Raw genomic sequence first — 24,859 nt, forward strand, 5'->3', positions numbered from 1 at the left:
GGGATGACCACCACGGGGACGACCACACCGACCATGCGCGCCGTGACCTGTCACGCCGGCGCGCTCGACGTCGTCGACCTGCCGGCACCGCGGCCGGCCAAGGGCCAACTCGTCATCGACGTCGCCAGGGCCGGCATCTGCGGCTCGGACCTGCACGCCCGCCTGCACGCCGACGAACTCAAGGGCGTGATGGACGAGATCGGTTATCCGGATTTCATCAACAGCGCCGCCACCGTGGTGCTGGGCCACGAATTCTGCGGCGAGATCGCCGAACGGGGGAAGGGCACCCCGCGGGCGTTGAAGGTGGGCACGCCGGTGGCGGTGTTCCCGATGTTGCGGGCGCACGGCGGGGTGCACATGACCGGGTTGTCGCCGCTGGCGCCCGGCGGGTTCGCCGAGCAGGCGCTGGCCGAGGCGTCGATGGCGTTCGCGGTGCCCAACGGGCTGTCGATGGACATCGCAGCCCTGACCGAACCGATGGCGGTCGCGTTGCACGCGGTACGGCGCAGCGACATCTCCCGCCGGGACACCGCCGTGGTCATCGGCTGCGGCCCGCTGGGGCTGGCCGTCATCTGTCACCTCAAGGCCAGGGGTGTCGGCACGATCGTCGCCAGCGACTTCTCCCCCGGCCGGCGGGCACTGGCGAAACGCTGCGGCGCCGACGTGGTGGTCGACCCGGCGGTGGACTCACCCTATGACGCGGCCGCGGCCAAGGGCATGATCACCGAGGCGCCGGCCCTGTTCGAGCTGGCCGTCGGGTCCATGGAGAAACTGCGCAAGGTGCCCGGTTGGGTGCACCTGTACCGCCTGGTCGACTCGCTGGGCGGGGCAAACCCCAAGCGCCCCATCGTGTTCGAGTGCGTCGGCGTGCCCGGCATGATCGACGGCGTGATCGCCGCGGCCCCGCTGGGCACCCGGGTGGTGGTCGTCGGGCTGTGCATGGGTGATGACAAGCTGCGCCCGTCGATGGCCATCGGCAAGGAGATCGACCTGCGGTTCGTGTTCGGCTACACCCCGCTGGAATTCCGCGACACCCTGCACCTGCTGGCCGACGGCAAGCTCGACGCCGCGCCACTGATCACCGGCACCGTCGGACTCGACGGCGTGGCAACGGCTTTCGACGAGCTGGGCGACCCGGAGAAGCACGCCAAGATCCTGGTCGACCCGCGCAGCAGCGCCACCGCACCGGTCTAGCCGAGCTTGGCCATCCAGCCGTGGGTGTCGGCGAAGGTGCCGCGCTGAATCCCGGTGAGGGTGTCGCGCAGCGCCATGGTCACCTCGCCGGGCTGGCCGTCGGCGATGGTGAACTCCCCGTCGCGGTGCTTGACGTGCGAGACCGGCGTGATCACCGCGGCGGTGCCGCACGCGAACACCTCGGTGATCTCGCCGGCGATGGCCTTCTTCTGCCATTCCTCGACGTCGATCTTGCGTTCCTCGACGGCGAAGCCAGCGTCGGTTGCCAACTGCAGCAACGAATCCCGGGTGATGCCGGGCAGCAGCGAACCGGACAGCTCCGGGGTGACCAGCCGGGCCGTGCCGCCACTGCCGAACACGAAGAACAGGTTCATCCCGCCCATCTCTTCGACATAGCGGCGTTCGAGGGCGTCCAGCCACACCACCTGATCACAGCCCTGATCGGCGGCCTGCGCCTGCGCCAGCAGCGACGCCGCGTAGTTGCCGCCGAACTTCGCGGCCCCGGTACCGCCCGGCGAGGCGCGCACGTACTCGTGCGACAACCACACGCTGACCGGCTTGATGCCGCCCTTGAAGTACGCCCCCGCGGGTGATCCGATCACCAGGTAGCGGTAGGCGTTGGCGGGCCGCACCCCCAACCCGGGCTCGGTGGCGATGACGAACGGCCGCAGGTACAGCGATTCCTCACCGCCGGCCGGCGGCACCCATTGGTGGTCCACGGCGATCAACTGCCGCAGCGATTCCAGGAACGTCTCGGTGGGCAGCTCCGGGATGGCCAGCCGGCGCGCCGAGGCCTGCAGCCGCGCCGCGTTGGCCTCCGGCCGGAACGACACCACCGATCCGTCGGCCCAGCGGTAGGCCTTGAGGCCCTCGAAGATCTCCTGCGCGTAGTGCAGCACGATGGCCGAAGGGTCCAGCTGCAGCGGCCCGTACGGCAGCACCGCCGCGTTGTGCCAGCCGTCGGCCACGCTGTAGTCGATGGAGACCATGTGGTCGGTGTGATAGCGGCCGAAACCGGGATCGGCCAGGATGCCGGCCCGTACCTCGTCGCTTGCCGGTGACGTGTTGCGGGCAAGCGTGAATTCGAGGGGACCGTCTGTCATGTTCCGATTGTATAACCCGGTGGCTAGCCCTTTTCGCCCGCCGACCGCGTGTTATCGGGTGCGTGCCGGCACGAACGGCGGCGCGACGACTTGGCATTCCAGCGGCCGGCCGCGGACGTCGACGATGACGGTCTGCCCGTCGGCGATCCCGGCCGCGGTGTCGAGCAGCGCCAGCGCGATACCGACCTTCAACGTGGGCGAGAACGTCCCGGACGTGGTGACACCGACAGGGACACCCCCGGGCTGATCCCCCGGGGCCAGCACCGTCAAGTCGGCCCGCAGCACCCCACGGCCCAGCGCCTTGAGCCCGCGCAGGGTCCGCCGCGGGCCGGCCTGCTTCTCGGCCAGCAGCGCGTCGCGGCCCCAGAAGGCCTCCTTCTTCCAACCGACGGCCCAGCCGGCCCTGGCCTGCACGGGCGAGATGTCCAGCGACAGCTCGTGGCCGTGCAACGGATAGCCCATCTCGGTGCGCAGGGTGTCGCGGGCACCCAACCCGGCCGGTTCACCACCTTCGGCGCGCACCTGCTCCAGCAGCGCATCCCACACCACGCCGGCGCGATCCCATTCGGGCAGCAACTCGTACCCGTGCTCACCGGTGTAGCCGGTGCGGCAGACCCGCACGGGCACCCCCGCGTATTCGGCGTCGGCATAGCCCATGTAGTCCATCTCGGTCGGCAGCCCCAGCGCGCCGAGCACGTCGGCAGCCTTGGGGCCCTGCACGGCCAGCACGGCATAGGAGCGGTGCTCGTCGGTGATGGTCAGCCCGGGCGGGGCGTGCCGCTGCAGCTCGGCGACCACGGCCGCGGTGTTGGCCGCGTTGGGCACCAGGAAGATCTCGTCGTCGGCCACGTAGTAGGCGATCAAATCGTCGATCACCCCGCCGGATTCGTTGCAGCACAACGTGTATTGGGCCTTACCCGGTCCGATCCTGGTGAGGTCGTTGGTCAGTGCGGAATTGACGTAGGCCGCCGCGCCGGGTCCGCGCACCAGCGCCTTGCCCAGATGGCTGACGTCGAACAGCCCGACGGTGGTGCGGGTCGCATTGTGTTCGGCGACGGTGCCCGCGTAGGACACCGGCATCAACCATCCGCCGAACTCGGCGAAACTGGCGCCGAGCGCGCGGTGGCGATCCTCCAACGGGCCCTGCAGCACTGTCTCAGTCACAATCCCCCACCCTAGAGGGGATCGCGCTGGCACACTTGCACGGTGGTCGATTTCGACGCACTCGAGGCAGCGGGAATCGCCGATGCGCGCCGGCGCGCCCCGCTGATCGAATATCTGGACGGGCTGGGCTTCACCGCCGACCAGATGGTGGAGGCCGAAGCCAGGGGCCGGCTGTTCGGCTTGGCCGGCGATGTCCTGCAGTGGTCGGGCCCGCCCGAGTACTGCCTGGCCGACGCCGCCGCCGAGATCGGGGTGTCGCTGGCCGATGTCGAGCACGCCTGGGCGGCGTTGGGCCTGACCGTCACCGACTGCTCCACCAAGTCGCTGAGCCGGGCCGACGTGGAGGCCCTGCGCACGTGGGCCGAGATGCGGCTGGTGGTCGGTGATGTCGCCGCCACCGGCCTGCTGCGCGTCATCGGATCGGGCATGGCGCGGCTGGCCGAGGCGGAGTCCTCGATGATGCGGGCCACCTCACCGGATGTCCAGATCGAGGTCAGTCACGACGAGTTCGCCACCGCTCGGGCGTACCGGGAAGCGGTCTCCTACCTGCCGCGCATCGGTGCGGCCATCGACGCGGTGCACCGCCAGCATCTGATGAGCGCGCGCACCTATTTCGAACACGTCGTGCGGGACGCGTCACCGACGGTGGTGTGCGGCATCGGTTTTGCCGACCTGTCCGGGTTCACCGCCCTGACCCAACTGCTCAGCGCCGCCGAACTGACGGACCTGCTCAACGATTTCGGGGCCACCGCGGCCGATGTCGTGCACGCGGCCAACGGTCGCGTGGTGAAGTTCATCGGCGACGCGGTGATGTGGGTGAGCTCCACCCCGGAGTTGCTGATGGACGCCGCCATCGCCCTGGTCGGCAACACCAAGGCGCGTGAGGCGGGGCTGCGGGTGCGCGCCGGCCTGGGGTACGGCGAGGTGCTGGCGATCAGCGGTGACTATTTCGGCAACCCGGTGAATCTGGCGGCCCGGCTGGTCGCCACCGCCGAGCCGGGCCAGATCCTGGTGTCATCCGCGCTGTACGACGAACTGTCCGGACACGATTTCGCGCCGTCGCGGTCGTTCACGCTGAAAGGTTTCGACGCACCGGTCACGGCGCATCCGCTGCTGTGTCTCTAGGGTGGAACACCGTGAGCAGCGCATCCGGATACCAGGCCCCGTCCGTCACCCTCAGCACGTCCCTGCCCCGCCGGGGCACCGCCGATGCCGTCCTCGTCGTCGGCGTGGTGGCCGGCGACGACGGACCGCGCGTGCTGGGCGAGCACCTCGATGCCGCCGCCGCGGCCGCCATCGAGTCGGCGCTGGCGGCCCTCGGCGGCACCGGCGGCGAGGGTCAGCAGCACCGGCTGGTCATCGCCGAGCTGCCGGTGGCCAGCGTGCTGACCGTCGGGCTGGGCGAGGACCGCGATGTGTGGCCCGCCGACAGCCTGCGTCGGGCGGCAGGCAACGCGGCCCGCGCACTGGACAAGGTCGCCACGGTGGTCACCACGCTGACCGCCCTGGATCTGGAGGCGGTGCTCGAGGGCCTCATCCTGGGCGCCTACCGGTTCACCGAGTTCCGCAGCGACAAGACCGCACCCAAGGACAAGGGACTGTCCAAGATCGTCGCACTGGCGGCCGACACCAAGGCCGCCACGAAGGCCACCGTGCAGCGCGCGGTGGACATCGCCTCGGCCGTGGCGACCGCCCGCGATTTCGTCAACACCCCGCCCAGCCACCTCTTCCCCGCCGAATTCGCCAAGCGCGCAAAGGCTTTGGGCGAGGAAGCCGGCCTCACGGTCGAGGTGCTGGACGATAAGGCGCTGGCCAAGGCCGGCTACGGCGGCATCATCGGCGTGGGCCAGGGCTCGTCGCGGCTGCCGCGACTGGTCCGGCTGACGCACAAGGGGGCGGGGCGTAAAGGCAAGAAGGTGGCGCTGGTGGGCAAGGGCATCACCTTCGACACCGGCGGCATCTCGATCAAGCCGGCCGCCAACATGCACCACATGACCTCCGACATGGGCGGGGCGGCCGCGGTCATCGCCACCGTGGTGCTGGCCGCCAAGCAGAACCTGCCCATCGACGTCGTCGCCACCGTGCCGATGGCCGAGAACATGCCGTCGGCCACCGCGCAGCGGCCCGGCGACGTGCTGACCCAGTACGGCGGCATCACCGTCGAGGTGCTCAACACCGACGCCGAGGGCCGGCTCATCCTGGCCGACGCCATCGTGCGGGCCTGCGAGGACGATCCCGACTACCTGATCGAGACCTCCACGCTGACCGGTGCGCAGACCGTCGCCCTCGGCGCCCGCACCCCCGGCGTGATGGGCAGCGACGAGTTCCGCGACCGGGTCGCCGAACTCTCCCAGGAGGTCGGCGAGAACGCCTGGCCCATGCCGCTGCCTGAGGAACTCAAGGACGACCTCAAGTCGACGGTGGCCGATCTGGCCAACGTCAGCGCCTCGCGCTACGCGGGCATGCTGGTGGCCGGCACCTATCTGCGCGAGTTCGTCGCCGACGGGGTGCAGTGGGCGCATATCGACATCGCCGCGCCGGCCTACAACACCGGCGGGCCGTGGGGCTACACCCCCAAGGGTGGGACCGGCGTGCCGACCAGGACCATGTTCGCCGTCCTGGAGGACATCGCGCGCAACGGCTGATCCGGCTGACGCTAGAGCAGCCGGCCGCGGGCGGCCCGGCGCAACACCGCCGGCGCCACCCGAGCCAGGCCGTACGCCACGTGTGCCTCGGGGGTCACCGGTGCGACCGCCTTGTCGGTGCGCACCGCGGCGACGATCGCCCGAGCCACCTTCTCGGGACCGTCGCCGCGCGCGGCGAAGGCCCGCTTGGCCTGTGCCCGTCTGACCTCCAGCTCCCGGCGCTTGGCGGCGGGCATGTCGAAGTGGGTGCGGTCCACGATGCCGGTCTGGATGACGCCGGGGCACAGCGTCGTCACACCGATTGCGGCGGAACTCAATTCGGCCCGTAGGCAGTCGGAGAACATGAACACCGCGGCCTTGCTGGTGGCATAGGCGTTCACGGCGGCGATGGGAGTGAAGGCCGCCATCGAGGCGACGTTCACGACGTGGCCGCCGGAACCCCGCGCGACCATCGCGGGCGTGAACGCCCGGCAGCAGTTCACGACTCCGCCGAAATTGATGTCCAGCACCCGGTCGTACTCGTCGGCCGGGGTGTCCAGGAAATAGCCGCCGTGCCCGACACCGGCGTTGTTCACCAGGATGTCGGGGACGCCGTGCGCGCCGCGGACCGTCTCGGCGAAGCGGGCCACCGCGTCGGCGTCGGCGACGTCCAGCCGGTAGGCGTGCGCCACCCCGCCGGCGGCGGCGATCAGCCGCGCGGTCTGTTCGGCGCCGACCTGGTCGATATCGCTGACCACCACTTCGGCTCCCTGCGAAGCGAATTCCAGGGCGGTGGCCCGGCCGATCCCATCACCGGCCCCGGTCACCGACACCAACGTGTGGGCAAACGACGGCCGGCTGCCGCCGACGCGGGCCCTGGCCAGCTCGCGGGCCGCCGGCTGCCCGTCCAGGTGGTCGACGAGTTCGGTGACCGCCCTGGCCAAGACGTGCGGGTGCGACATCGGGGCCCAGTGCCCGGCCTTGAGGTCGCGGCGCCACAACGTCGGGACCCATTGGGCCACCGCGTCGAACACGTAAGGCCGGACGAACGGATCGTCGGTGTTGACGATCAGCTGCACCGGCACCCCGACGTAATGGTCGGTGCGGCCCGAGGACAGGGCGCGGAAGTAGTTGGCGGGGTACACCTTCATGCTGCGGGCGGCGTCGCGCGCGAAACCGTCGGCGTGGTGGATCGACTCGGGCGCAATACCGTCGCGCAGCAACTGGCGCCGCATGGCGCCGCGGGCGAAGGCGAACCGGATGGCCGCCGGCGCGAGCACCGGGATGGAGAACGCGCCCATGTACGCCAGCCGGGCCAGCCCGTCGACCGCCCTGGCGAAGGCCTTGAGCCGGTACGGCCGTTTCAGACTCGTCACGGCGAACCGGTTGAGGTGGTCGGCGCTCGGCCCGGACACCGAGGTGAATGACGCAACCCGCGTGGCCGATTCGGGGCGGGCAAGGTATTCCCACACCCCCACCGAACCCCAGTCATGGGCCAGCACGTGCACGGCGGTGCCGGGGCTGACCGCCGCGGTGACGGCGGCGAAGTCGTCGGCGTAATGGGCCATGGTGTACGCCGAAACCGGTGTGGGGGCATCGGATCCACCGACCCCGCGGTTGTCGTACCGGATCACCCGGAACCGGTCGGCGAGCAGCGGTACGACCCCGTCCCACAGCACATGCGAGTCGGGCCAGCCGTGCACCAGCACCACCGTGGGTCCGTCGGGGTTGCCCTGCTCGTACACGGCGATCCCGGTGCCGTCGGCACTGGGTACGCGACGGCGATGCACGGGCGCCTCACTCATCGAGTTCACTGCGCAGCGCTCGCTGCCGTTCGATGCGACGGCGGGCGTCGTAGTCGCGCATGCGTTGCGGATAGCCGACCTTCTGCACGTCGTAGACCGGGATGTCGAGCTGGCGGCTCAGCCGCCGGGCCCCGGCGTCGCCGCCCGTGCGGCGTCGGGTCCACTCGCCATCGGCGGCCACGAGCACCACGGTCACATCGGTGACGGTGGTCTTGGGTTCGACGAAGGCCTCGACGCCGTGATGGGTGGCCACCCACTGCCGCAGGTAATCCAGGTCGGCGGCGGTCTGCGACCCGCCACCCGAGCCACGCCATTTATCGAAAAGTCCCACGTGGCGTAACTCCTCTCTTTGTCACCTTCGATGGTGCCAGAGCGACAAGTCCGGACGTCTGCGACGACCGAGCGGAGCGGACGTGACAGGATGGGTCCTGCATCGCATTCCCCCCGTGACGACGACTGCTCGAGGAGTCAAAACCCATGGCCATCTCCGTCCAGATGCCCGCACTCGGTGAGAGCGTGACCGAAGGGACCGTCACGCGGTGGCTCAAACAAGAAGGGGACACCGTCGAGGTCGACGAGCCGCTGCTGGAGGTGTCCACCGACAAGGTGGACACCGAGATCCCGGCGCCGGCCTCGGGCGTGCTGACGAAGATCATCGCGGCGGAGGACGATGTCGTCGAGGTCGGTGGCGACCTGGCGCTGATCGGTGAGGCCGGCGAGTCCGCCCCGACCGGCGATGCCACTCCCGCCGAGGAGGCCCAGCCCGAACCCGAGCCGGAGCCGGCTGCCGAACAGGCCCAGCCGGAGCCCGAGCCCGCCAAGCCCGCCGCGAGCGGCGAATCGACTTCCGCCGCGAGCGGCGAGTCCACTTCCGTGAAGATGCCCGAGCTCGGCGAGAGCGTCACCGAGGGCACCGTCACCCGGTGGCTGAAGAAGGTCGGCGACACCGTCGCGGTCGACGAGCCGCTGGTCGAGGTGTCCACCGACAAGGTCGACACCGAGATCCCGTCCCCGGTGGCCGGCGTGCTGGTGGCCATCACCGCCGAGGAGGACGACGTGGTCGCCGTCGGCGGCGAGCTGGCCAAGATCGGCGCCGAAGGGTCCGCACCCGCCGCACCGGCCCCCGAGCCCAAGCCGGAACCCAAGCCCGAGCCGAAACCGGAGCCCAAGCCCGAGCCGGTCGCCGCCACCCCGCCGCCGGTTCCGTCGCCGCCGCCGGCCGCGACCCCGGCTCCGGCCGCGAAGCCCGCACCGGCGGCTGCCCAGAGCGATGACGCCAGCCCGTACGTCACCCCGCTGGTGCGCAAGCTCGCCGCCGACAACGGCGTCGACCTGGCGTCGGTCACCGGCACCGGGGTCGGCGGCCGGATCCGCAAGCAGGATGTGCTCGCCGCCGCCGAAGCCAAGAAGGCTCCGGCGCCCGCCGTCCCCGCGGCCCCTGCCGCCAAGGCCCCCCAGCCCGCGGCCGCCGCGACCCCGGCACCGGCACTGGCCCACCTGCGCGGCACCACGCAGAAGGCCAACCGGATCCGTCAGATCACGGCGAAGAAGACCCGCGAAAGCCTGCAGACCACAGCGCAATTGACGCAGACACACGAGGTCGACCTGACCAAGATCGTGGCGCTGCGGGCGAAGGCCAAGAAGAGCTTCGCCGAGCGCGAGGGCGTCAACCTGACCTTCCTGCCGTTCTTCGCGGTCGCGGTCGTCGACGCGCTCAAGGCGCACCCGAACGTCAACGCCAGCTACAACGAGGACACCAAGGAGATCACCTACTACGACGCCGAGCACCTCGGCTTCGCGGTCGACACCGAACAGGGTCTGCTCTCACCCGTCGTGCACAACGCCGGCGACCTGTCGCTGGCCGGGCTGGCCCGGGCCATCGCCGATATCGCCGCCCGCGCCCGCTCGGGCAACCTCAAGCCCGACGAGTTGTCCGGTGGCACCTTCACCATCACCAACATCGGCAGCCAGGGCGCCCTGTTCGACACGCCGATCCTGGTGCCGCCGCAGGCCGCGATGCTGGGCACCGGCGCCATCGTCAAGCGTCCGCGCGTGGTGGTCGACGAGAACGGCAACGAGTCGATCGGCGTGCGGTCTGTCGCCTACCTGCCGCTGACCTACGACCACCGCCTCATCGACGGCGCCGATGCCGGCCGCTTCCTCACCACCATCAAGCGGCGGCTTGAAGAGGGCGCGTTCGAGGCCGACCTGGGTCTCTAATGTCGGTGCAGGGACCCGGCGTGATCGCGATCGCCGGGTCATCGGGGCTGATCGGATCGGCGTTGACGACGGCGTTGCGCGCCGCCGATCACCGGGTGATCCGCATCGTGCGCCGCGCACCGGGCAACGCCGACGAGCTGTTCTGGAACCCGGCGACCGGCGACTTCGACATCGACAGGCTGGCCGGCGTCGACGTGGTGGTGAATCTCTGCGGCGTCAACGTCGGCTCGCGGCGGTGGTCGGGGTCGTTCAAACAGAGCCTGCGCGACAGCCGGATCGGGCCGACCGAGGTGCTGGCCGGCGCCGTCGCCGACGCGCAGGTCCCGGTCCTGCTCAACGCGAGCGCCGTGGGGTTCTACGGCGATACCCGCAACAAGGTCGCCGACGAGACCGCGCCCCAGGGTCAGGGTTTCCTGGCCCAGTTGTGCGCGGACTGGGAGGCGGGCACCGAACCCGCCGCCGAGGGCGGGGCGCGCGTCGTGCTGGTCCGCACCGGCCTGGTGCTGTCGCCGTCCGGCGGGGTGCTCGGCCGGCTGCGGCCGCTGTTCGGCCTGGGCCTGGGGGCCCGGTTGGGCAGTGGCCGCCAGTACTTCCCGTGGATCACGCTGGAAGACCAGGTGCGGGCGCTGCTGTTCGCCATGACCCACGACGAGCTGGCCGGGCCGGTCAACTTCACCGGGCCGGCGCCGGTGACTAACGGCGCGTTCACCACGGCGCTGGGCCGGGCGCTCAACCGCCCGACGCCGATGATCGTCCCCGGTATCGCGTTGCGGGCGGTGCTCGGCGAGTTCGCCGAGGAGGGCTTGTTGTTCGGCCAGCGGGCCATCCCGGCCGCACTGGAACGGGCGGGATTCCGGTTCCACCACAACACCGTCGGTGAGGCCCTTGCGTATGCCACCCGCACCGCCCCGACCGGGTAACTTGGCTGCTATGTCCTCCATCCGATCGTCGACCACACCGCTTGAGATCAGGCAGCTGGGGACGGTGGACTACGCCGACGCGTGGGCGTTGCAGCGGGAGATCGCCGACGCCCGGGTGGCCGGCGGGCCCGACACCCTGCTGTTGCTGGAGCATCCGGCGGTGTACACCGCCGGCAAGCGGACCTTGCCCGAAGAAAGACCCAGTACGGCCGGCGTTCCCGTGGTGGACACCGACCGCGGCGGCAAGATCACCTGGCACGGGCCCGGCCAACTGGTCGGCTACCCGATCATCGGGCTGACCGAACCGCTCGATGTGGTGAATTTCGTTCGGCGCCTTGAGGAAGCACTCATCACGGTGTGCGCCGACCTCGGCCTCGAGGCGGGCCGGGTCGAGGGCCGATCGGGTGTGTGGGTGCCCGGCCAACCGCAACGCAAGGTCGGCGCCATCGGTATCCGGGTTGCCCGCGGGGTGACATTGCACGGCTTCGCGCTGAACTGCGATTGCGACCTCGGTGCGTTCGGCGGCATCATCCCGTGCGGCATCTCCGATGCCGGTGTCACGTCCCTGACCGCCGAGCTGGGCCGCCACGTCGGCGTGAGAGATGTCACGGACGCCGTCGCCGAAGCGGTCGCCGGCGCTTTGGATGGACACATCCGCGTAGCATTGGCCCAGTGAGCGTCGTACCCGAAGGCCGTAAGTTGTTGCGCCTCGAAGTGCGCAATGCCGAGACTCCCATCGAGCGGAAACCGCCGTGGATCAAGACCCGGCTGCGCACCGGCCCGGAGTACACCGAACTGAAGAACCTGGTCCGCCGCGAGGGTCTGCACACGGTGTGCGAGGAGGCCGGCTGCCCCAACATCTACGAATGCTGGGAGGACCGCGAGGCCACCTTCCTCATCGGTGGTGAGCAGTGCACCCGCCGCTGTGATTTCTGCCAGATCGACACCGGCAAGCCCGCCGAGCTGGACCGCGACGAACCGCGCCGGGTCGCCGAGAGCGTGCAGGCCATGGGGCTGCGCTACTCCACGGTGACCGGGGTAGCCCGCGACGATCTGCCCGACGGCGGGGCCTGGCTGTACGCCGAGACCGTCCGCCAGATCCACGCGCTGAACCCGAACACCGGGGTCGAGCTGCTGGCCCCGGACTTCAACGCGATCCCCGAACAACTCGAAGAGGTCTTCGCCTCGCGCCCAGAGGTATTCGCGCACAACGTCGAAACGGTGCCGCGCATCTTCAAGCGGATCCGCCCGGCGTTCCGCTACCAGCGCAGCCTGGACGTCATCACCGCCGCGCGTACCTACGGGCTGGTCACCAAGTCCAACCTGATCCTGGGCATGGGTGAGACCACCGACGAGGTGCGCACCGCGCTGGCCGATCTGCACGAGGCCGGCTGCGACATCGTCACCATCACCCAATACCTGCGCCCGTCCCCGCGGCATCACCCGGTGGACCGGTGGGTGCACCCCGATGAGTTCGTCGAGCTGTCGGCCTTCGCCGAGAGCCTCGGCTTCGCCGGCGTGCTGGCCGGACCCTTGGTGCGCTCCTCCTACCGGGCCGGCCGGTTGTACGAGCAGGCGGCGCGCGTGCGTCCGCCTGTGTCCTGAGCCGTATCCTCAGGGCTATGGCGCAATCACGTACCCCCGCCCAGACCAAGGCCGCCAAGGCCGAGGCCAAGGCCGCCCGCAAGGCGGCGTCCAAGCAGCGGCGCAGTCAGCTGTGGCAGGCGTTCCAAATCCAGCGCAAAGAGGACAGCCGCCTGCTGCCGTACATGATCGGCGCGTTCGTGCTGATCGTGGCCGCGTCGGTGGCGCTGGGACTGTTCGCCGGCGGCTTCACCGCCTACATGCTGATCCCGCTCGGCGTCGTGCTGGGCGCGCTCGTCGCGTTCATCATCTTCGGCCGGCGCGCGCAGAAGTCGGTATACCGCAAGGCGGAGGGCCAGACGGGTGCGGCGGCCTGGGCGCTGGACAACATGCGCGGCAAGTGGCGGGTCACCCCCGGGGTCGCGGCGACCGGGAACTTCGACGCCGTGCACCGGGTGATCGGCCGCCCCGGCGTCATCTTCGTCGCCGAGGGTTCGCCGTCGCGCGTCAAACCGCTGCTGGCCCAGGAGAAGAAGCGCACCGCCCGGCTGGTCGGCGATGTGCCGATCTACGACATCGTGGTCGGCAACGGCGAGGGCGAGGTGCCGCTGTCCAAGCTGGAACGCCACCTGATGAAGCTGCCGGCGAATATCAACGCCAAGCAGATGGATGCGCTGGAGTCCAAGCTGGTGGCCCTGGGCTCCAAGGTCGGCCCGGCGGCCATGCCGAAGGGCCCGCTGCCCAACGCCGGCAAGCTCAAGGGTATGCAGCGCACGGTCCGCCGCAGGTGAGCTGACACTTTCCCGCGAACAGTCAGCGGCGGACGACGGCGGTGGCCGTCGCCCGGTCCTGCAGCCCGCGCAGATCGATGTCGGTGAACAGCGGCGGCACCACCGTCGCGATCAGCAGGCCGCGCCCGACTGCCCGGCCCAGCCCGACATAGTCGCGCCGGCCGTCGATCGGGACGACCGTCAGCCCCATCACCAATTGCCCTGGGCTGAAACCGAACAGCCGCACCGACAGCACGCCCAGGACGAACCACACCCCGAGCACGGCCGTGGACAGCGATGTCATCGAGACCCAGCCCAGCGTCATGCCGAGTGCGGCCAGCCCGTATCCGATCAGCCAGTCGATCAGCAGCGCGGCGGTGCGCCGGCCGAACCGGGCGATGGAGCCGGGGCCGCGCTCGGGCAGGCCCAATCGCTGCCCGGGATACTCTCCGGTTTCATACCCTGGCTCCGGTCCGGACAGCCAGGACGCGATTTCGCGGGCCATGTGCCCAAGCATAGAGCGCACCCGATTGCGTAACGTCCACGCAACATATGGTTGATCGCGGGGCAACATCATTTCCCTAGCGTCACCGGCGGGTAACCAGTCAAAGGAGAGCACTCAGTGGCAGAAAAGACAGCGGACGACCTCTTCAAGCTGATCAAGGACGAGAACGTCGAGTACGTGGACATCCGTTTCTGCGATCTGCCCGGTGTCGTCCAGCACTTCTCGATCCCGGCTTCGGCCTTCGACGAGAGCGTGTTCGAAGACGGCCTGGCGTTCGACGGCTCGTCGGTCCGCGGCTTCCAGTCCATCCACGAATCCGACATGATGCTGCTGCCGGACCCCGACACCGCGCGCATCGACCCGTTCCGGGCTGCCAAGACGCTGAACCTCAACTTCTTCGTCCACGACCCGTTCACCCGCGAGGCCTACTCCCGCGACCCGCGCAACGTCGCCCGCAAGGCCGAGAACTACCTGGCCAGCACCGGCATCGCCGACACCGCCTACTTCGGTGCCGAGGCCGAGTTCTACATCTTCGACTCGGTGAGCTTCGACTCGAAGATCAACGGCACCTTCTACGAGGTCGACTCCGAGTCCGGCTGGTGGAACAGCGGTGAGCCCTTCGAGGCCGACGGCAGCGCCAACCGCGGATACAAGGTTCGCCCCAAGGGCGGCTACTTCCCCGTCGCTCCGTACGACCACTACGTGGATCTGCGCGACGAGATGGCCACCAACCTGCAGAACGCCGGCTTCACCCTGGAGCGCGGCCACCACGAGGTCGGCACCGCCGGGCAGGCCGAGATCAACTACAAGTTCAACACCATGCTCGCCGCGGCCGACGACGTGCTGCTGTTCAAATACATCATCAAGAACACGGCGTGGGCGAACGGCAAGACCGTCACCTTCATGCCGAAGCCGCTGTTCGGTGACAACGGCTCGGGCATGCACGTGCACCAGTCGCTGTGGAAGGACGGCAAGCCGCTGTTCCACGACGAGTCCGGCTACGCCGGCCTGTCGGATCTGGCCCGCCACTACATCGGCGGCATCCTGCACCACGCCCCGTCGCTGCTGGCGTTCACCAACCCGACGGTGAACTCCTACAAGCGTCTGGTGCCGGGCTACGAGGCCCCGATCAACCTGGTGTACAGCCAGCGCAACCGCTCGGCCTGTGTGCGTATCCCGATCACCGGCAACAACCCGAAGGCCAAGCGCCTCGAGTTCCGCTGCCCGGACAGCTCGGGCAACCCGTACCTGGCGTTCGCGGCCATGCTGATGGCCGGTATCGACGGCATCAAGAAGAAGATCGAGCCGCAGGCCCCGGTCGACAAGGACCTCTACGAGCTGCCGCCGGACGAGGCCGCCAACATCCCGCAGGCCCCGACCTCGCTGGCCGCGGTGATCGACCGCCTGGAAGAGGATCACGACTACCTCACCGAGGGTGGCGTGTTCACCGAGGACCTGATCGAGACCTGGATCAGCTACAAGCGGGAGAACGAGATTCTGCCCGTGCAGATCCGCCCTCACCCGTACGAGTTCTCGCTCTATTACGACGTCTAAATCCCCGCCGTCGCGACGAGGCCCCCGGTTCGCCGGGGGCCTTTGTCGTATTCAGTAAGGTAACCCTATGAACAACCTGAATACTCGCTTGGAAGCATTGGCGCCCACGGTGCTGAGTCTGGTCCGCATCGTGTTCGGTTTCCTGTTCACGGCGTTCGGCACCTCGAAGCTGTTCGACTGGCCCATCGCGATGGGCATTCCGACGGGCAACTGGCCGGCCTGGTACGCCGGTCTGATCGAGTTCGTGGGCGGCCTGCTGATCATGACGGGCCTGTTCACCCGGATCGCGGCCTTCATCGCCTCGGGCGCGATGGCGGTCGCCTACTTCTGGCAGCATCAGCCGCTGGCGTTGTGGCCCATCGTCGACCCCCAGTACGGCGGCAACGGCGGCCTGTCGGCGATCCTGTTCTGCTTCGTCTTCTTCCTGCTGGTCTTCACCGGCGGCGGCCCGTACGCGCTCGATGCGCTGCGTCACCGCACCACCCAGCCGTAGAGATAAGCGGACCGTAGTCCTATTATGGGCGGCATGCCATCACCTCAGATTGACGCCAAGCTCAACGGACTCGCACCGGTGGTGCTGTCGGTGTTCCGGATCGTCTTCGGCCTGCTGCTCACCGTGCACGGCACCTCGAAGCTGTTCGCGTGGCCGATCCCGCCCGGCCCCGGTGGCGCCGTCCCCACCGGCACCTGGCCGTTCTGGTACGCCGGTGTCATCGAGTTGGTGCTGGGGCTGCTGCTGATCGCCGGCCTGTTCACCCGGGTGGCCGCGTTCATCGCCGCCGGGGAGATGGCGTTCGCCTACTTCACCCAGCACCAGCCGACGGGCCTGTGGCCGATCGAGAACGGCGGTGAACTGGCGGTGCTGTACTGCTTCGGGTTCTTCCTGCTGGTGTTCACCGGCGGCGGCGCGCTGGCGGTCGACGCGGCGCTGCGGCGCAAGAGCTGAGCTCAGCCCGCTTCCCGCGCCCACGCGGGCATCACGAAGATGCCCTCGGCCTCGACGGTGACCCCTTCGGCGTCCAGGATCTGGCCCCGCGCAAAGGCTTTGACGCCTTCGACGCGGTCGATCCAGGCTTCGGCGCGCAGTGCCCCGAGCGGGGTGCCGCGCAGGTACTTCAGGGTCAGCGTGCCGGTGAACCGCGGCTTGATCAGCCCCTCGCTGGCGGCCTCGCCGAGCAGATGGTCCAACACCAGGGCGCAGATCCCGCCGTGCACCCGGTTCGGCGGGCCCTCGTAGGCCGCGCCGAGGGTGAACTCGGTCCAGCACCGGCCCGCCTCGGTGTGGTGGATCTGCAGCGGCGGCGCAATCGCATTGCGCAGCCCGATGGCCGGGTCGGCCCAGGCCACCGGGCGCCCGGTGATCTCGTGCCGCAGGGTGCGCGGTCCGTCGTGCTGCCGGCGTTCCAGCGACGCGGTGACGGCTTCGATCGACGCCACCGCTGCCCGGATCGTCTCGTCGTCCACACCGGTCCGGATGCTGGCGTCGACGAGTTTGCGGACGGCTGCCGTCAGGGGCCCGTACAACTCCTGCAGCCGGTCGTGCTCGTCGGCACTGATCACCTCGAACGGAACACCCATCAACCGGTTCTATCAGCCCGGCACGGCGTTGCCGCAATCAGGTGCTAAATGCGCCTTACGCACGCGTCAACGTCTATCGTCTCCCCATGAGCGACGCACGGATCTGCGGTCATGCCCGATACGTGGGCCGGGTCGGCGCGCTCGCGGTCGCGCTCGGTATCGGGGTGGGTATCACCGCCGTCCCCGCGGTGGCGGGGGCCGAACCCGAGACGACGTCGACCGAGACGTCCGGCACCGGCACGTCCAGCACCACGAGCGCCCCCGACACCGCGGGCACCGCTGCTGTCACCGCGGCCACCGCAGCCTCCGAGTCCCAGATCGCGGCGGCGACGGTGACCACCCCGGAGCAGAAGTCCGACAAGCCCACCACCAAGAAGAACCGAAAAACGGCGCCGCGCGCCAGCACCCACACCTCGAAGAAGACCACGCCGACCGCCGAACCGCGGACCGCCGGCACGGCCGATCAGCCGGCGGCCAAGACCGACACCACCCCGGCCACAGCCGCGGCCGCCACCGCGCAGCCCGCCCCCACCGTCACCGCCGCGGTCAGTTCCGTTGTGCAGCAACCCGTCCCGGCGCTCGCACCCCGGCCCAGCACGCCACCGCTGGTCAAGGCCGTCCAAACTTTCCTGACCGCGCTCACCGCCCCGTTCCTCGGCGGCGGGTCGGTGCCGCACCTCGAGTTCCCCGGCCTGTGGGTGCTGATGGCCGCCGCCCGCCGTGAACTCGGGCTCTCGGATGCCACCGCCGACACCGCCACCCGCAGCACCGAGACCCAGACCGTCAGCGCACTGAGCCTCACCACGGCCACCGCCACGGTCACCAACCTGCCGCCGCAACCCGACACCACCACCCTGGGCGAGGCGGACCCGACCACCGGCGCGGTGACCGGTCAGGTCCACGCCGTCGACCCGGAGGGCAAGGCGGTGACCTATGCGCTGGTCACCCCGCCGACGCTGGGCACCGTCAAGTTCAGCTCCATCGGCGCGTTCACCTACACCCCCACCGCCGCGCAGCGGGTGCAAGCCGGCCTCGGTTCGGTTCCCGACGCCGTGTTCCGTGTGACGGCGTACGACGGCAGCACCGCCAAAGTGCCGTTCGACGTGGCCGTTCCGATCGCCCCGACCCCGGTGCAGCTGCTCAGTCCGGTCGGCACCGGCCAGTCCACCGCCATCGCGGCAACCAACACGCGCGCCTACCTCACCGACTCCGCGGCCGGCACACTGACGGTGGTCAACACCCTCGACGGCACTGTGGTCAAGACCATCGCGGTCGGCCCCAACCCCACGGCGGTCGCGGTCCGGCCCGATGGCAAGTACGTCTATGTCGCCGACACCGCGAGCAAGACCATCTCGGTGATCGATGCGGCCACCAACACCGTCAAGCGCACGATCGGCACCAGCGCCACCCCCACCAGCCTGGCCATCAGCCCCTCCGGCGGAACCCTGTTCATCGGCAACGCGACCGGCAAGGTCGCGAAGTTCAGCACGTCGACCAATTCGATCACCGGCTGGATCAGCAACACCGTCGGCGCCACCTCGGTGATCCTGAGTCCCGACGGCAAGAAGCTCTACGCCACCACGCCGGCCGGGGTCGCCGTGTACACCACCTCGTCCTGGTGGAACTCCGCCAAAGTGCTTGCCATTCCGGGGAGTTCACCCACCGCCGTGGCCGCCGCCAAGGACGGCTCACGGCTGTACGTGGTCACCGACGGCGGCACCGTCAAGGTGGTGGAAACCGCCAAGTACACGGTGGTGGACCAGTTCGAGGCCACCGCGCCGGTGCGGGCGGCGACCGTCAACAAGGACGGCTCGCTGCTGCTGGTCACCGCGGCCGGCGGCGAGTTGACGGTGTACGACGCCAAGACCGACGCCCTGCTCACCACGCTGGACACCGGTGACACGGTGCACGGCATCGCCGCCAGCCCCGACGGCATGCAGCTCTACACCGCCGGCGGCAGCGCCATGCGGGTGGTGTCCCTGGTGCCCACCAACACCAAACCCGTTGTGGCCGTGCCGATCACCACCTCCAGCACGGTCACCGGTGTGGTGAGCGGTTCCACTGGGGTCACCGACGCCGACGCCGACCCGCTGAAGATCACCGTGCTCAGCGCACCGGTGCGCGGCACCGTCAGCTTCGGCGCCGACGGCACGTTCACCTACACCCCCACCGCCACCGCTCGGCACAAGGCGGCCGCCGACACGGCGCCGACCACCGATCTGTCCGACACCTTCACCTTCACCGTCGACGACGGTCGCCGCGGGGTGGTGCAGCAGACCATCACCGTCACCGTCGTCCCGGCCAACAAGGCACCGACGGTGAAAACCACGGTGGGGACGGCGAATACGTCGACCGGCGTGATCACCGGGTCGGTGAAGGGCACCGACGGCGACGCCGACCGGATCTACTACGAGGGCACCGTCTCGACGTTGCAGGGCACCGCGGTGGTCAAGGCCGACGGCACCTTCACCTACACCCCGACGGTCACCGCGCGGCACGCGGCCGCGGCGGCCACCGGCCCCACCCAGGACACCTTCACCGTCACCGTGGACGACGGCCACGGCGCGGTGATCCAGGTGCCGGTCACCGTCACCGTCTACCCACGCAACACCGCCCCGACGACCGCCACCGTGAGCACGCCGCTCGTCAGCGCCTACACCGGGCGGGTGACCGGCCGGATCACCACCACCGACGCCGACGGCGACCCCCTCACCTACACCTCCACCGGCCCGGCCAAGGGCGCCGTCGTGGTCAACGCCGACGGCTCGTTCAGCTACACCCCGACCGCTGCCGCCCGTGCGGCGGGCACCGGCACCGACACGTTCACCGTCACCATCAGCGACGGCCACGGCGGCAGCCGGGCGGTCACCGTCACAGTCGCGGTGACCGCCTCCACCCCGGGCAACGACCTGCCCGTGGCGGTCACCAATGCCTATGTGGCCAACACCAATTCATCGACGGGCGTGGTCACCGGCCAGGTGAACGCCACCGACAGCACCGCCCTGACCTACCTGCTCGACTCCACCATCGCCAGCACGGTCGGCTCGGTGGTCGTCAACGCCGACGGCACCTTCACCTTCACCCCGAGCACCGTCGCCCGGTACCACTCCTGGTTCACCCCGCAGCCCGACGTGGCGACCTTCACCGTCGCCGCGTACGACGGCCGGGACGGCATCCCGGTGGATGTCAGCGTGCCGATCACCGCACTGCACCCGGACGCCGACGGCACCCTCACCCTCGCCGAACTGAAGACCCTGGCCGGCACCGGCGACGTCGATGTCAGCAAGAACGCCAACGGCACCGTGCGCAATATCGACGGCACGTTCACCGTCGCCACGGTGTCCGACGCCGCGTCCGCGGCCGCGGTGCTGAACAAGGTCGCCACCCTGCTGGGCGCCCCCGCCGGCTTCGCTGACGCCGCCCGGATCGCCGTGTCCACCACGGCCTACAACGGCGACGTGTTCTACCGGCTCACCCAACGGGTCGGCGGGCTGGCCGTGCTGGGCAGCGAGGTGGTGCTGGCCACCGACAGCACCGGGCGGGTGACCGGGCTGGTGAGCAACTACGACTCCGCGCTCGGCAGCGTCAACACCACGCCCACGCCGTCGCTCGGTCACGCCGCCGACGCCGAGGCCATCGTCCGCAACGACCTGCTGACCGGCCTGGCCGGCACCCCCAGCCAGGCCACCAAGGACGCCTTCCTGGCCACCCTGCACCTGGCCACCGATCTGGTGATCTACGACCAGGATGTCAGTGAGAACCTGAACACCCTGGTCCGGTTCCACCCGGCCGCGCTGGCCTGGCGGGTGGTGGTCGACTCGGCGCCCGACAGCCCGTACCCGTCCGAGGGCGTCACCTATTTCATCTACGCCAACGGCAGCAACGCCGGCCAGATCTTCTCCGAATTCTCCAGTGCGCAACAGGCTTTGAGCCCGCTGCGGTCCAGCGGCACCGACCTGCTGGGCGCCACCCGCACCGTCGGCGCCGGCAACACCGGGTCGGCCCTGGTGCTCAGCGACCCGACCCGCAATATCACCACCTACACCACCACCTATGTCAGCAGCGGCTGGCCCGGGCTGCCGAGCATCCCCGGCACCACCGTCGCCTACACCTCCAGCTGGGGCACGGCCGCGGTGTCGGCGCAGGCCAACATGACCCGCGTGTACGACTACTACTCGACGGTGCTGGGCCGGACCTCGTTCGACGACAACGGTGCGCCCATCGTGCTCAGCATCGACTACAACCCGAGCGGATCGGCGGCGACGGGCTGGCGCAACGCGGCCTGGACCGGTTCGGAGCTGGTGTTCGGCGACTCCGGCGCCACCCAGGCCGCCCTGGACCTGGTCGGGCACGAATACACCCACGCGGTCATCCAGTACGTCAACGGATTCGCCTACCTCGGCGAGTCCGGGGCGCTGAACGAGGGCTATGCCGACATCATGGGCGCCCTCATCGAGAACAAAACCGGAAGCGGCCGATGGCTTTTCGCCGAGGACGCGGCCGGAAACCCGTACCGCAGCATGCAGGACCCATCGGCCTACGGTCAGCCCGAGACCTACGGCGGCCGCTACGTGGACCCCTGCGGCTGCCACGACAACACCACCGACGACTTCGACTACGTGCACAGCAACAGCGGGATCCTCACCTTCGCCGCGTACAAGATGATGGACGCCACCAAGAACGAGGTGTCCGGCGAACAGTGGGCGCGGGTGTTCTACGAGTCGCTGTACCGGATGCCGTCGACGGCCCGGTTCGTCGACGCCCGCTACGCGGTGATCGCCAGCGCCCGCGCCAACGGATTCACCGCAAGCCAGATCGCGGCGATCAAGACGGCGTTCGACGCGGTGGGCGTGACGGCCTCGGCGCTGTGAGGCCGGCTAGTCCCCGAACACCTTGCGCACCACGGCTTTCGCCCGCCGGGTAACGCGCAGATAGTTGTCCAGGAATTCCCCGCCGTCGCCGTCGGCCCAACCGGCCGCCAGGGCGACGGCGTTGAGTTGCCGGCCGGGACCGGGCAGCTGGTCGGTCGGCTTGCCGCGCACCAGCACCAGCGCGTTACGCGCCCGGGTGGCCGTCAGCCAGGCCTGGCGCAGCTGATCGACGTCACCCTCGGCGATCAACTCGGCGGCGCCGATCGCGTTCAGTGTCTGCAGGGTCGAGGTGTTGTGCAGCGCCGGGATCTTGTCGGCGAACCGCAGTTGCAGCAGCTGCACCGTCCACTCCACATCGGCCAGCCCGCCCCGGCCCAGCTTGGTGTGGGTGTTCGGATCGGCGCCGCGCGGCAGCCGTTCGGCGTCCACCCGGGCCTTGATCCGCCGGATCTCCTGCACGGTCTCCGGTGAGATACCGCCCTCGGGATAGCGGGTCTTGTCGATCGTCCGCAGGAACCGCTCCCCCAGCTCGGCGTCGCCGGCCACTTTGTGCGCGCGCAGCAACGCCTGCACCTCCCACGGCTGCGCCCATTGCGCGTAATACGCCTCGTAGGACGAAAGCGTCCGCACCAGTGGGCCATTGCGGCCTTCGGGCCTGAGGTTGGCGTCCACCTCCAGCGGCGGATCCGAGCTGGGCATCCCCAACAGGCTGCGCACCTGTTCAGCAACCCCGACCGACCAGCGCACCGCGGCGGACTCCTCGACCCCGGGCATCGGCTCGCACACGAACATCACGTCGGCGTCGGACCCGTAACCCAGTTCGCCGCCGCCGAGGCGGCCCATGCCGATCACCGCGATCCGGGCCGGCGGCCCGCCCTGCGGCGACCGGTCCCGGATCACCGCGTCCAGCGCGCACTGCAGCACCGCCACCCAGATGCTGGTCAACGCCTGGCACACGTCGGTGACGTCGAGCATGCCGAGCAGGTCCGCGGACGCCACCCTGGCCAGTTCGCGGCGGCGCAGGGTGCGCGCCGCGGCGATGGCCCGGGCCGGGTCGGCGTGCCGGGCGGCCGAGGCGACCAGGGCACGCGCCACGCTGTCCGGGTCCACCTCCAGCAGCTTGGGGCCCTGCGGCCCGTCCGCGTACAACTGGATCACCTCGGGGGCCCGCATCAGCAGATCAGGCACGTATGCCGAGGTGCCGAGCACCCGCATCAGGCGTTTGGCCACCGCGCCCTCGTCGCGCAGGGTGGACAGGTACCACCGCAGATCGCCCAGCTCCTCGCTGATCCGGCGGTAGGACAGCAGCCCGGCGTCCGGGTCGGGGGTGTCCGAGAGCCAGTCCAGCAGGGTGGGCAGCAGCACCTTCTGCACCTGCCCGCGCCGGCCGCCCTCACTGCTCAGCGCCGCCAGATGGGTCAGCGCGCTCTGCGGGCCTTCGTAGCCCAGCGCGGCGAGCTGCCGTTCGGCGGCGTCGGTGCTCATCACGTCGAAGCCTTGGTTCCCAACCGATTCCAGCAACGGTTGGTAGAACAACTTGGCATGCAGCCGGGACACCCGCATGCTCTGGCGCTTCAGTTCCTCGCGCAGCACCCCCGCGGCGTCGTGGCGGCCGTCGGGCCGGATGTGCGCGGCGCGGGCCAGCCAGCGCATCGCCTCCTCGTCGTCATCCTCGGGCAGCAGGTGGGTGCGTTTGAGGCGCTGCAACTGCAGCCGGTGCTCCAGCAGGCGCAGGAACTCGTAGGAGGCCGTCATGTTGGCGGCGTCGTCGCGGCCGACGTACCCGCCGGATCCGAGTGCGGCCAGCGCGTCCACCGTCGACGCCACGTGCAGCGACTCGTCGTTGCGGCCGTGCACCAGCTGCAGCAACTGCACCGCGAACTCGACATCACGCAGGCCGCCGGTGCCGAGTTTGAGTTCGCGGGAGCGCACCCCGGCCGGCACCAGTTCTTCCACCCGGCGCCGCATCGCCTGCACGTCGGGCACGAAATCCTCACGCTCACAAGCGGTCCAGACCATCGGCAGGATTGCGGCGATGTACTGCGCGCCGAGTTCGGCATCGCCGACGGCGGCGCGTGCCTTGAGCAGGGCCTGGAATTCCCAGGTCTTCGCCCAGCGCTCGTAGTAGGCGATGTGCGATTCCAGGGTGCGCACCAACTGCCCGCGCTTGCCCTCGGGGCGCAGCGCGGCGTCCACCTCGAAGAAGGTGTCGCTGGCGAAGCGCATCATCTCCCCGGCCACCCGGGCGGTGATGGCGTCGGCGGTCTCGCCGACGAAGATGACGTCCACATCGCTGACGTAATTCAGTTCGCGCGCACCGCATTTGCCCATGGCGATGACGGCCAGCCGCGGCGCCGGGGTGTCCGCACCGCACACCGTGGCGGTCGCGACGGCCAGCGCCGCGGCCAGGGCGGCGTCGGCCAGGTCGGACAGGTGTGCGCCGACGGTGCTAAATTCCAGCACCGGTTCGTTCTCGACGGTCGGGGCCAGGTCCAGTCCGGCCAGCACCAGCAACCGGTCCCGGTACAGGGCGCGCAGCGAGGCCTGCACCGAGCGGGTGTCGCTGGTGCTCTGCGCGACCGCGACGAATTCGTCGCGCAACTGGGCGGCGCCGGGCAGGGTGCCCGCGCCGGCCAGCAGATGCCAGGACTGCGGCCGGGCCACCAGGTGGTCGCCGAGGGCCACCGATCCGCCGAGCACGGAGAACAACCGGCCGCGCAGCGGCTTGTCCTTGAGCAGCGCCTGGTTCAGCTCATCCCAGCCGTCGCCCAGTTCGTCGGCCAGCCGCACCATGGTGAGCAGCGCGGCGTCGGCGTCGGGCGCACGCGACAGCGACCACAACAGTTCGACGTACTCGTCGGTGTTCCAGCCCAGTCGGTCCAGCCGGTCGCGCGCCGGCGCGTCGACGAGACCGAGCCGTCCGACGCTGGGCAGCTTCGGGCGCTGGGTGGCTGGTTTTGGCACGCC

At 69.9% G+C, this 24,859-nt stretch carries 19 protein-coding genes; 12 read left to right on the forward strand and 7 right to left on the reverse strand.

Features of this window, described 5'->3' with window-relative positions:
- The first annotated feature begins 33 nt into the window (after positions 1-33).
- Positions 34-1,194, forward strand: coding sequence for a zinc-binding dehydrogenase (locus BN977_RS06285; protein ID WP_036398542.1), 1,161 nt, complete (start codon positions 34-36; stop codon positions 1,192-1,194).
- Here the strand turns inward: BN977_RS06285 and BN977_RS06290 are convergent.
- Both BN977_RS06290 and gcvT read right to left on the reverse strand, forming a co-directional pair.
- Positions 1,191-2,297, reverse strand: coding sequence for a branched-chain amino acid aminotransferase (locus tag BN977_RS06290; RefSeq protein ID WP_024454286.1), 1,107 nt, complete (start codon positions 2,295-2,297; stop codon positions 1,191-1,193). The two genes, BN977_RS06285 and BN977_RS06290, sit on opposite strands and share 4 nt — an antisense overlap.
- A gap of 51 nt (positions 2,298-2,348) precedes the next feature.
- Entirely contained in the window at positions 2,349-3,461 is a 1,113-nt protein-coding gene (gene gcvT / locus BN977_RS06295; RefSeq protein WP_036396742.1) for a glycine cleavage system aminomethyltransferase GcvT, read from the reverse strand.
- Between the two features lie 42 nt (positions 3,462-3,503).
- Between gcvT and BN977_RS06300 the strand changes: the two genes are divergently transcribed.
- The gene (locus BN977_RS06300; protein WP_024454284.1) at positions 3,504-4,586 is read left to right on the forward strand and encodes an adenylate/guanylate cyclase domain-containing protein; all 1,083 of its coding nucleotides are present in this window, start codon (positions 3,504-3,506) and stop codon (positions 4,584-4,586) included.
- Positions 4,587-4,597: 11 nt separating this feature from the next.
- Positions 4,598-6,106, forward strand: coding sequence for a leucyl aminopeptidase (locus BN977_RS06305; protein WP_036396743.1), 1,509 nt, complete (start codon positions 4,598-4,600; stop codon positions 6,104-6,106).
- Between the two features lie 11 nt (positions 6,107-6,117).
- On the opposite strand, the gene BN977_RS06310 is transcribed toward BN977_RS06305, so the two are convergent.
- Positions 6,118-7,890 carry an SDR family oxidoreductase gene (locus BN977_RS06310; RefSeq protein ID WP_036396744.1) on the reverse strand — a complete coding sequence of 591 codons (1,773 nt, stop codon included), beginning with the start codon at positions 7,888-7,890 and terminating at the stop codon, positions 6,118-6,120.
- Complete coding sequence (locus BN977_RS06315) at positions 7,883-8,221, reverse strand: hypothetical protein (RefSeq protein WP_024454281.1); 339 nt, start codon at positions 8,219-8,221, stop codon at positions 7,883-7,885. The genes BN977_RS06310 and BN977_RS06315 overlap by 8 nt, the downstream gene beginning before the upstream one ends.
- A 146-nt stretch (positions 8,222-8,367) precedes the next feature.
- Here BN977_RS06315 and sucB point away from each other — a divergent pair, with 146 nt between their 5' ends.
- From sucB to BN977_RS06340, 5 genes are read left to right on the forward strand one after another with little or no spacing between them, the layout of a single operon-like run.
- Positions 8,368-10,110, forward strand: a complete 1,743-nt coding sequence (sucB, locus tag BN977_RS06320) for a 2-oxoglutarate dehydrogenase, E2 component, dihydrolipoamide succinyltransferase (protein WP_036396745.1) — start codon at positions 8,368-8,370, stop codon at positions 10,108-10,110.
- Complete coding sequence (locus tag BN977_RS06325; protein ID WP_036396746.1) at positions 10,110-11,030, forward strand: TIGR01777 family oxidoreductase; 921 nt, start codon at positions 10,110-10,112, stop codon at positions 11,028-11,030. The genes sucB and BN977_RS06325 overlap by 1 nt, the downstream gene beginning before the upstream one ends.
- 10 nt (positions 11,031-11,040) lie before the next feature.
- Positions 11,041-11,706, forward strand: coding sequence for a lipoyl(octanoyl) transferase LipB (gene lipB, locus BN977_RS06330; RefSeq protein ID WP_036396747.1), 666 nt, complete (start codon positions 11,041-11,043; stop codon positions 11,704-11,706).
- Positions 11,703-12,635 (forward strand): lipoyl synthase, encoded by a 933-nt coding sequence (gene lipA, locus BN977_RS06335; RefSeq protein WP_024454277.1) that lies wholly within the window; start codon positions 11,703-11,705, stop codon positions 12,633-12,635. Before lipB ends, lipA begins: the two co-directional genes overlap by 4 nt.
- Positions 12,636-12,652: 17 nt before the next feature.
- On the forward strand, positions 12,653-13,405 hold the full coding sequence (locus BN977_RS06340) for a DUF4191 domain-containing protein (protein WP_024454276.1): 753 nt from the start codon (positions 12,653-12,655) through the stop codon (positions 13,403-13,405).
- 22 nt (positions 13,406-13,427) lie between these two features.
- Here the strand turns inward: BN977_RS06340 and BN977_RS06345 are convergent, their stop codons facing one another.
- A complete protein-coding gene (locus BN977_RS06345) occupies positions 13,428-13,889 on the reverse strand; it encodes an RDD family protein (RefSeq protein ID WP_036396748.1) in 462 nt (153 codons plus the stop codon).
- 117 nt (positions 13,890-14,006) lie between these two features.
- On the opposite strand from BN977_RS06345, the gene glnA reads away from it, so the two are divergent.
- From glnA to BN977_RS06360, 3 genes are all read left to right on the forward strand, one after another.
- A complete protein-coding gene (glnA, locus tag BN977_RS06350) occupies positions 14,007-15,443 on the forward strand; it encodes a type I glutamate--ammonia ligase (RefSeq protein ID WP_024454274.1) in 1,437 nt (478 codons plus the stop codon).
- 67 nt (positions 15,444-15,510) lie between these two features.
- Entirely contained in the window at positions 15,511-15,936 is a 426-nt protein-coding gene (locus tag BN977_RS06355) for a DoxX family protein (RefSeq protein WP_024454273.1), read from the forward strand.
- A gap of 24 nt (positions 15,937-15,960) precedes the next feature.
- Complete coding sequence (locus BN977_RS06360; RefSeq protein WP_036396750.1) at positions 15,961-16,389, forward strand: DoxX family protein; 429 nt, start codon at positions 15,961-15,963, stop codon at positions 16,387-16,389.
- 2 nt (positions 16,390-16,391) lie between these two features.
- On the opposite strand, the gene BN977_RS06365 is transcribed toward BN977_RS06360, so the two are convergent.
- Positions 16,392-17,021, reverse strand: coding sequence for a PaaI family thioesterase (locus BN977_RS06365; protein ID WP_036396751.1), 630 nt, complete (start codon positions 17,019-17,021; stop codon positions 16,392-16,394).
- An 86-nt stretch (positions 17,022-17,107) separates the two neighbouring features.
- Between BN977_RS06365 and BN977_RS31350 the strand changes: the two genes are divergently transcribed.
- Positions 17,108-21,892 (forward strand): cadherin-like domain-containing protein, encoded by a 4,785-nt coding sequence (locus BN977_RS31350; RefSeq protein ID WP_051561106.1) that lies wholly within the window; start codon positions 17,108-17,110, stop codon positions 21,890-21,892.
- A gap of 6 nt (positions 21,893-21,898) precedes the next feature.
- Here BN977_RS31350 and BN977_RS06375 read toward each other — a convergent pair whose 3' ends face one another.
- The gene (locus tag BN977_RS06375) at positions 21,899-24,856 is read right to left on the reverse strand and encodes a bifunctional [glutamine synthetase] adenylyltransferase/[glutamine synthetase]-adenylyl-L-tyrosine phosphorylase (RefSeq protein WP_024454269.1); all 2,958 of its coding nucleotides are present in this window, start codon (positions 24,854-24,856) and stop codon (positions 21,899-21,901) included.
- Positions 24,857-24,859: the final 3 nt, after the last annotated feature.

Source organism: Mycolicibacterium cosmeticum, from assembly GCF_000613185.1.
GTDB lineage: Bacteria > Actinomycetota > Actinomycetes > Mycobacteriales > Mycobacteriaceae > Mycobacterium > Mycobacterium cosmeticum.

Excerpts from the sequence above, each read along its gene's own strand:
- BN977_RS06290 (WP_024454286.1), bottom strand. The coding sequence starts at position 2,297 with ATGACAGACGGTCCCCTCGAATTCACGCTTGCCCGCAACACGTCACCG.
- BN977_RS31350 (WP_051561106.1), top strand. The coding sequence starts at position 17,108 with ATGAGCGACGCACGGATCTGCGGTCATGCCCGATACGTGGGCCGGGTC.
- BN977_RS06360 (WP_036396750.1), top strand. The coding sequence starts at position 15,961 with ATGGGCGGCATGCCATCACCTCAGATTGACGCCAAGCTCAACGGACTC.
- BN977_RS06340 (WP_024454276.1), top strand. The coding sequence starts at position 12,653 with ATGGCGCAATCACGTACCCCCGCCCAGACCAAGGCCGCCAAGGCCGAG.
- BN977_RS06365 (WP_036396751.1), bottom strand. The coding sequence starts at position 17,021 with ATGGGTGTTCCGTTCGAGGTGATCAGTGCCGACGAGCACGACCGGCTG.
- lipB (WP_036396747.1), top strand. The coding sequence starts at position 11,041 with ATGTCCTCCATCCGATCGTCGACCACACCGCTTGAGATCAGGCAGCTG.
- BN977_RS06355 (WP_024454273.1), top strand. The coding sequence starts at position 15,511 with ATGAACAACCTGAATACTCGCTTGGAAGCATTGGCGCCCACGGTGCTG.
- BN977_RS06310 (WP_036396744.1), bottom strand. The coding sequence starts at position 7,890 with ATGAGTGAGGCGCCCGTGCATCGCCGTCGCGTACCCAGTGCCGACGGC.
- BN977_RS06345 (WP_036396748.1), bottom strand. The coding sequence starts at position 13,889 with ATGGCCCGCGAAATCGCGTCCTGGCTGTCCGGACCGGAGCCAGGGTAT.
- BN977_RS06325 (WP_036396746.1), top strand. The coding sequence starts at position 10,110 with ATGTCGGTGCAGGGACCCGGCGTGATCGCGATCGCCGGGTCATCGGGG.
- sucB (WP_036396745.1), top strand. The coding sequence starts at position 8,368 with ATGGCCATCTCCGTCCAGATGCCCGCACTCGGTGAGAGCGTGACCGAA.
- BN977_RS06285 (WP_036398542.1), top strand. The coding sequence starts at position 34 with ATGCGCGCCGTGACCTGTCACGCCGGCGCGCTCGACGTCGTCGACCTG.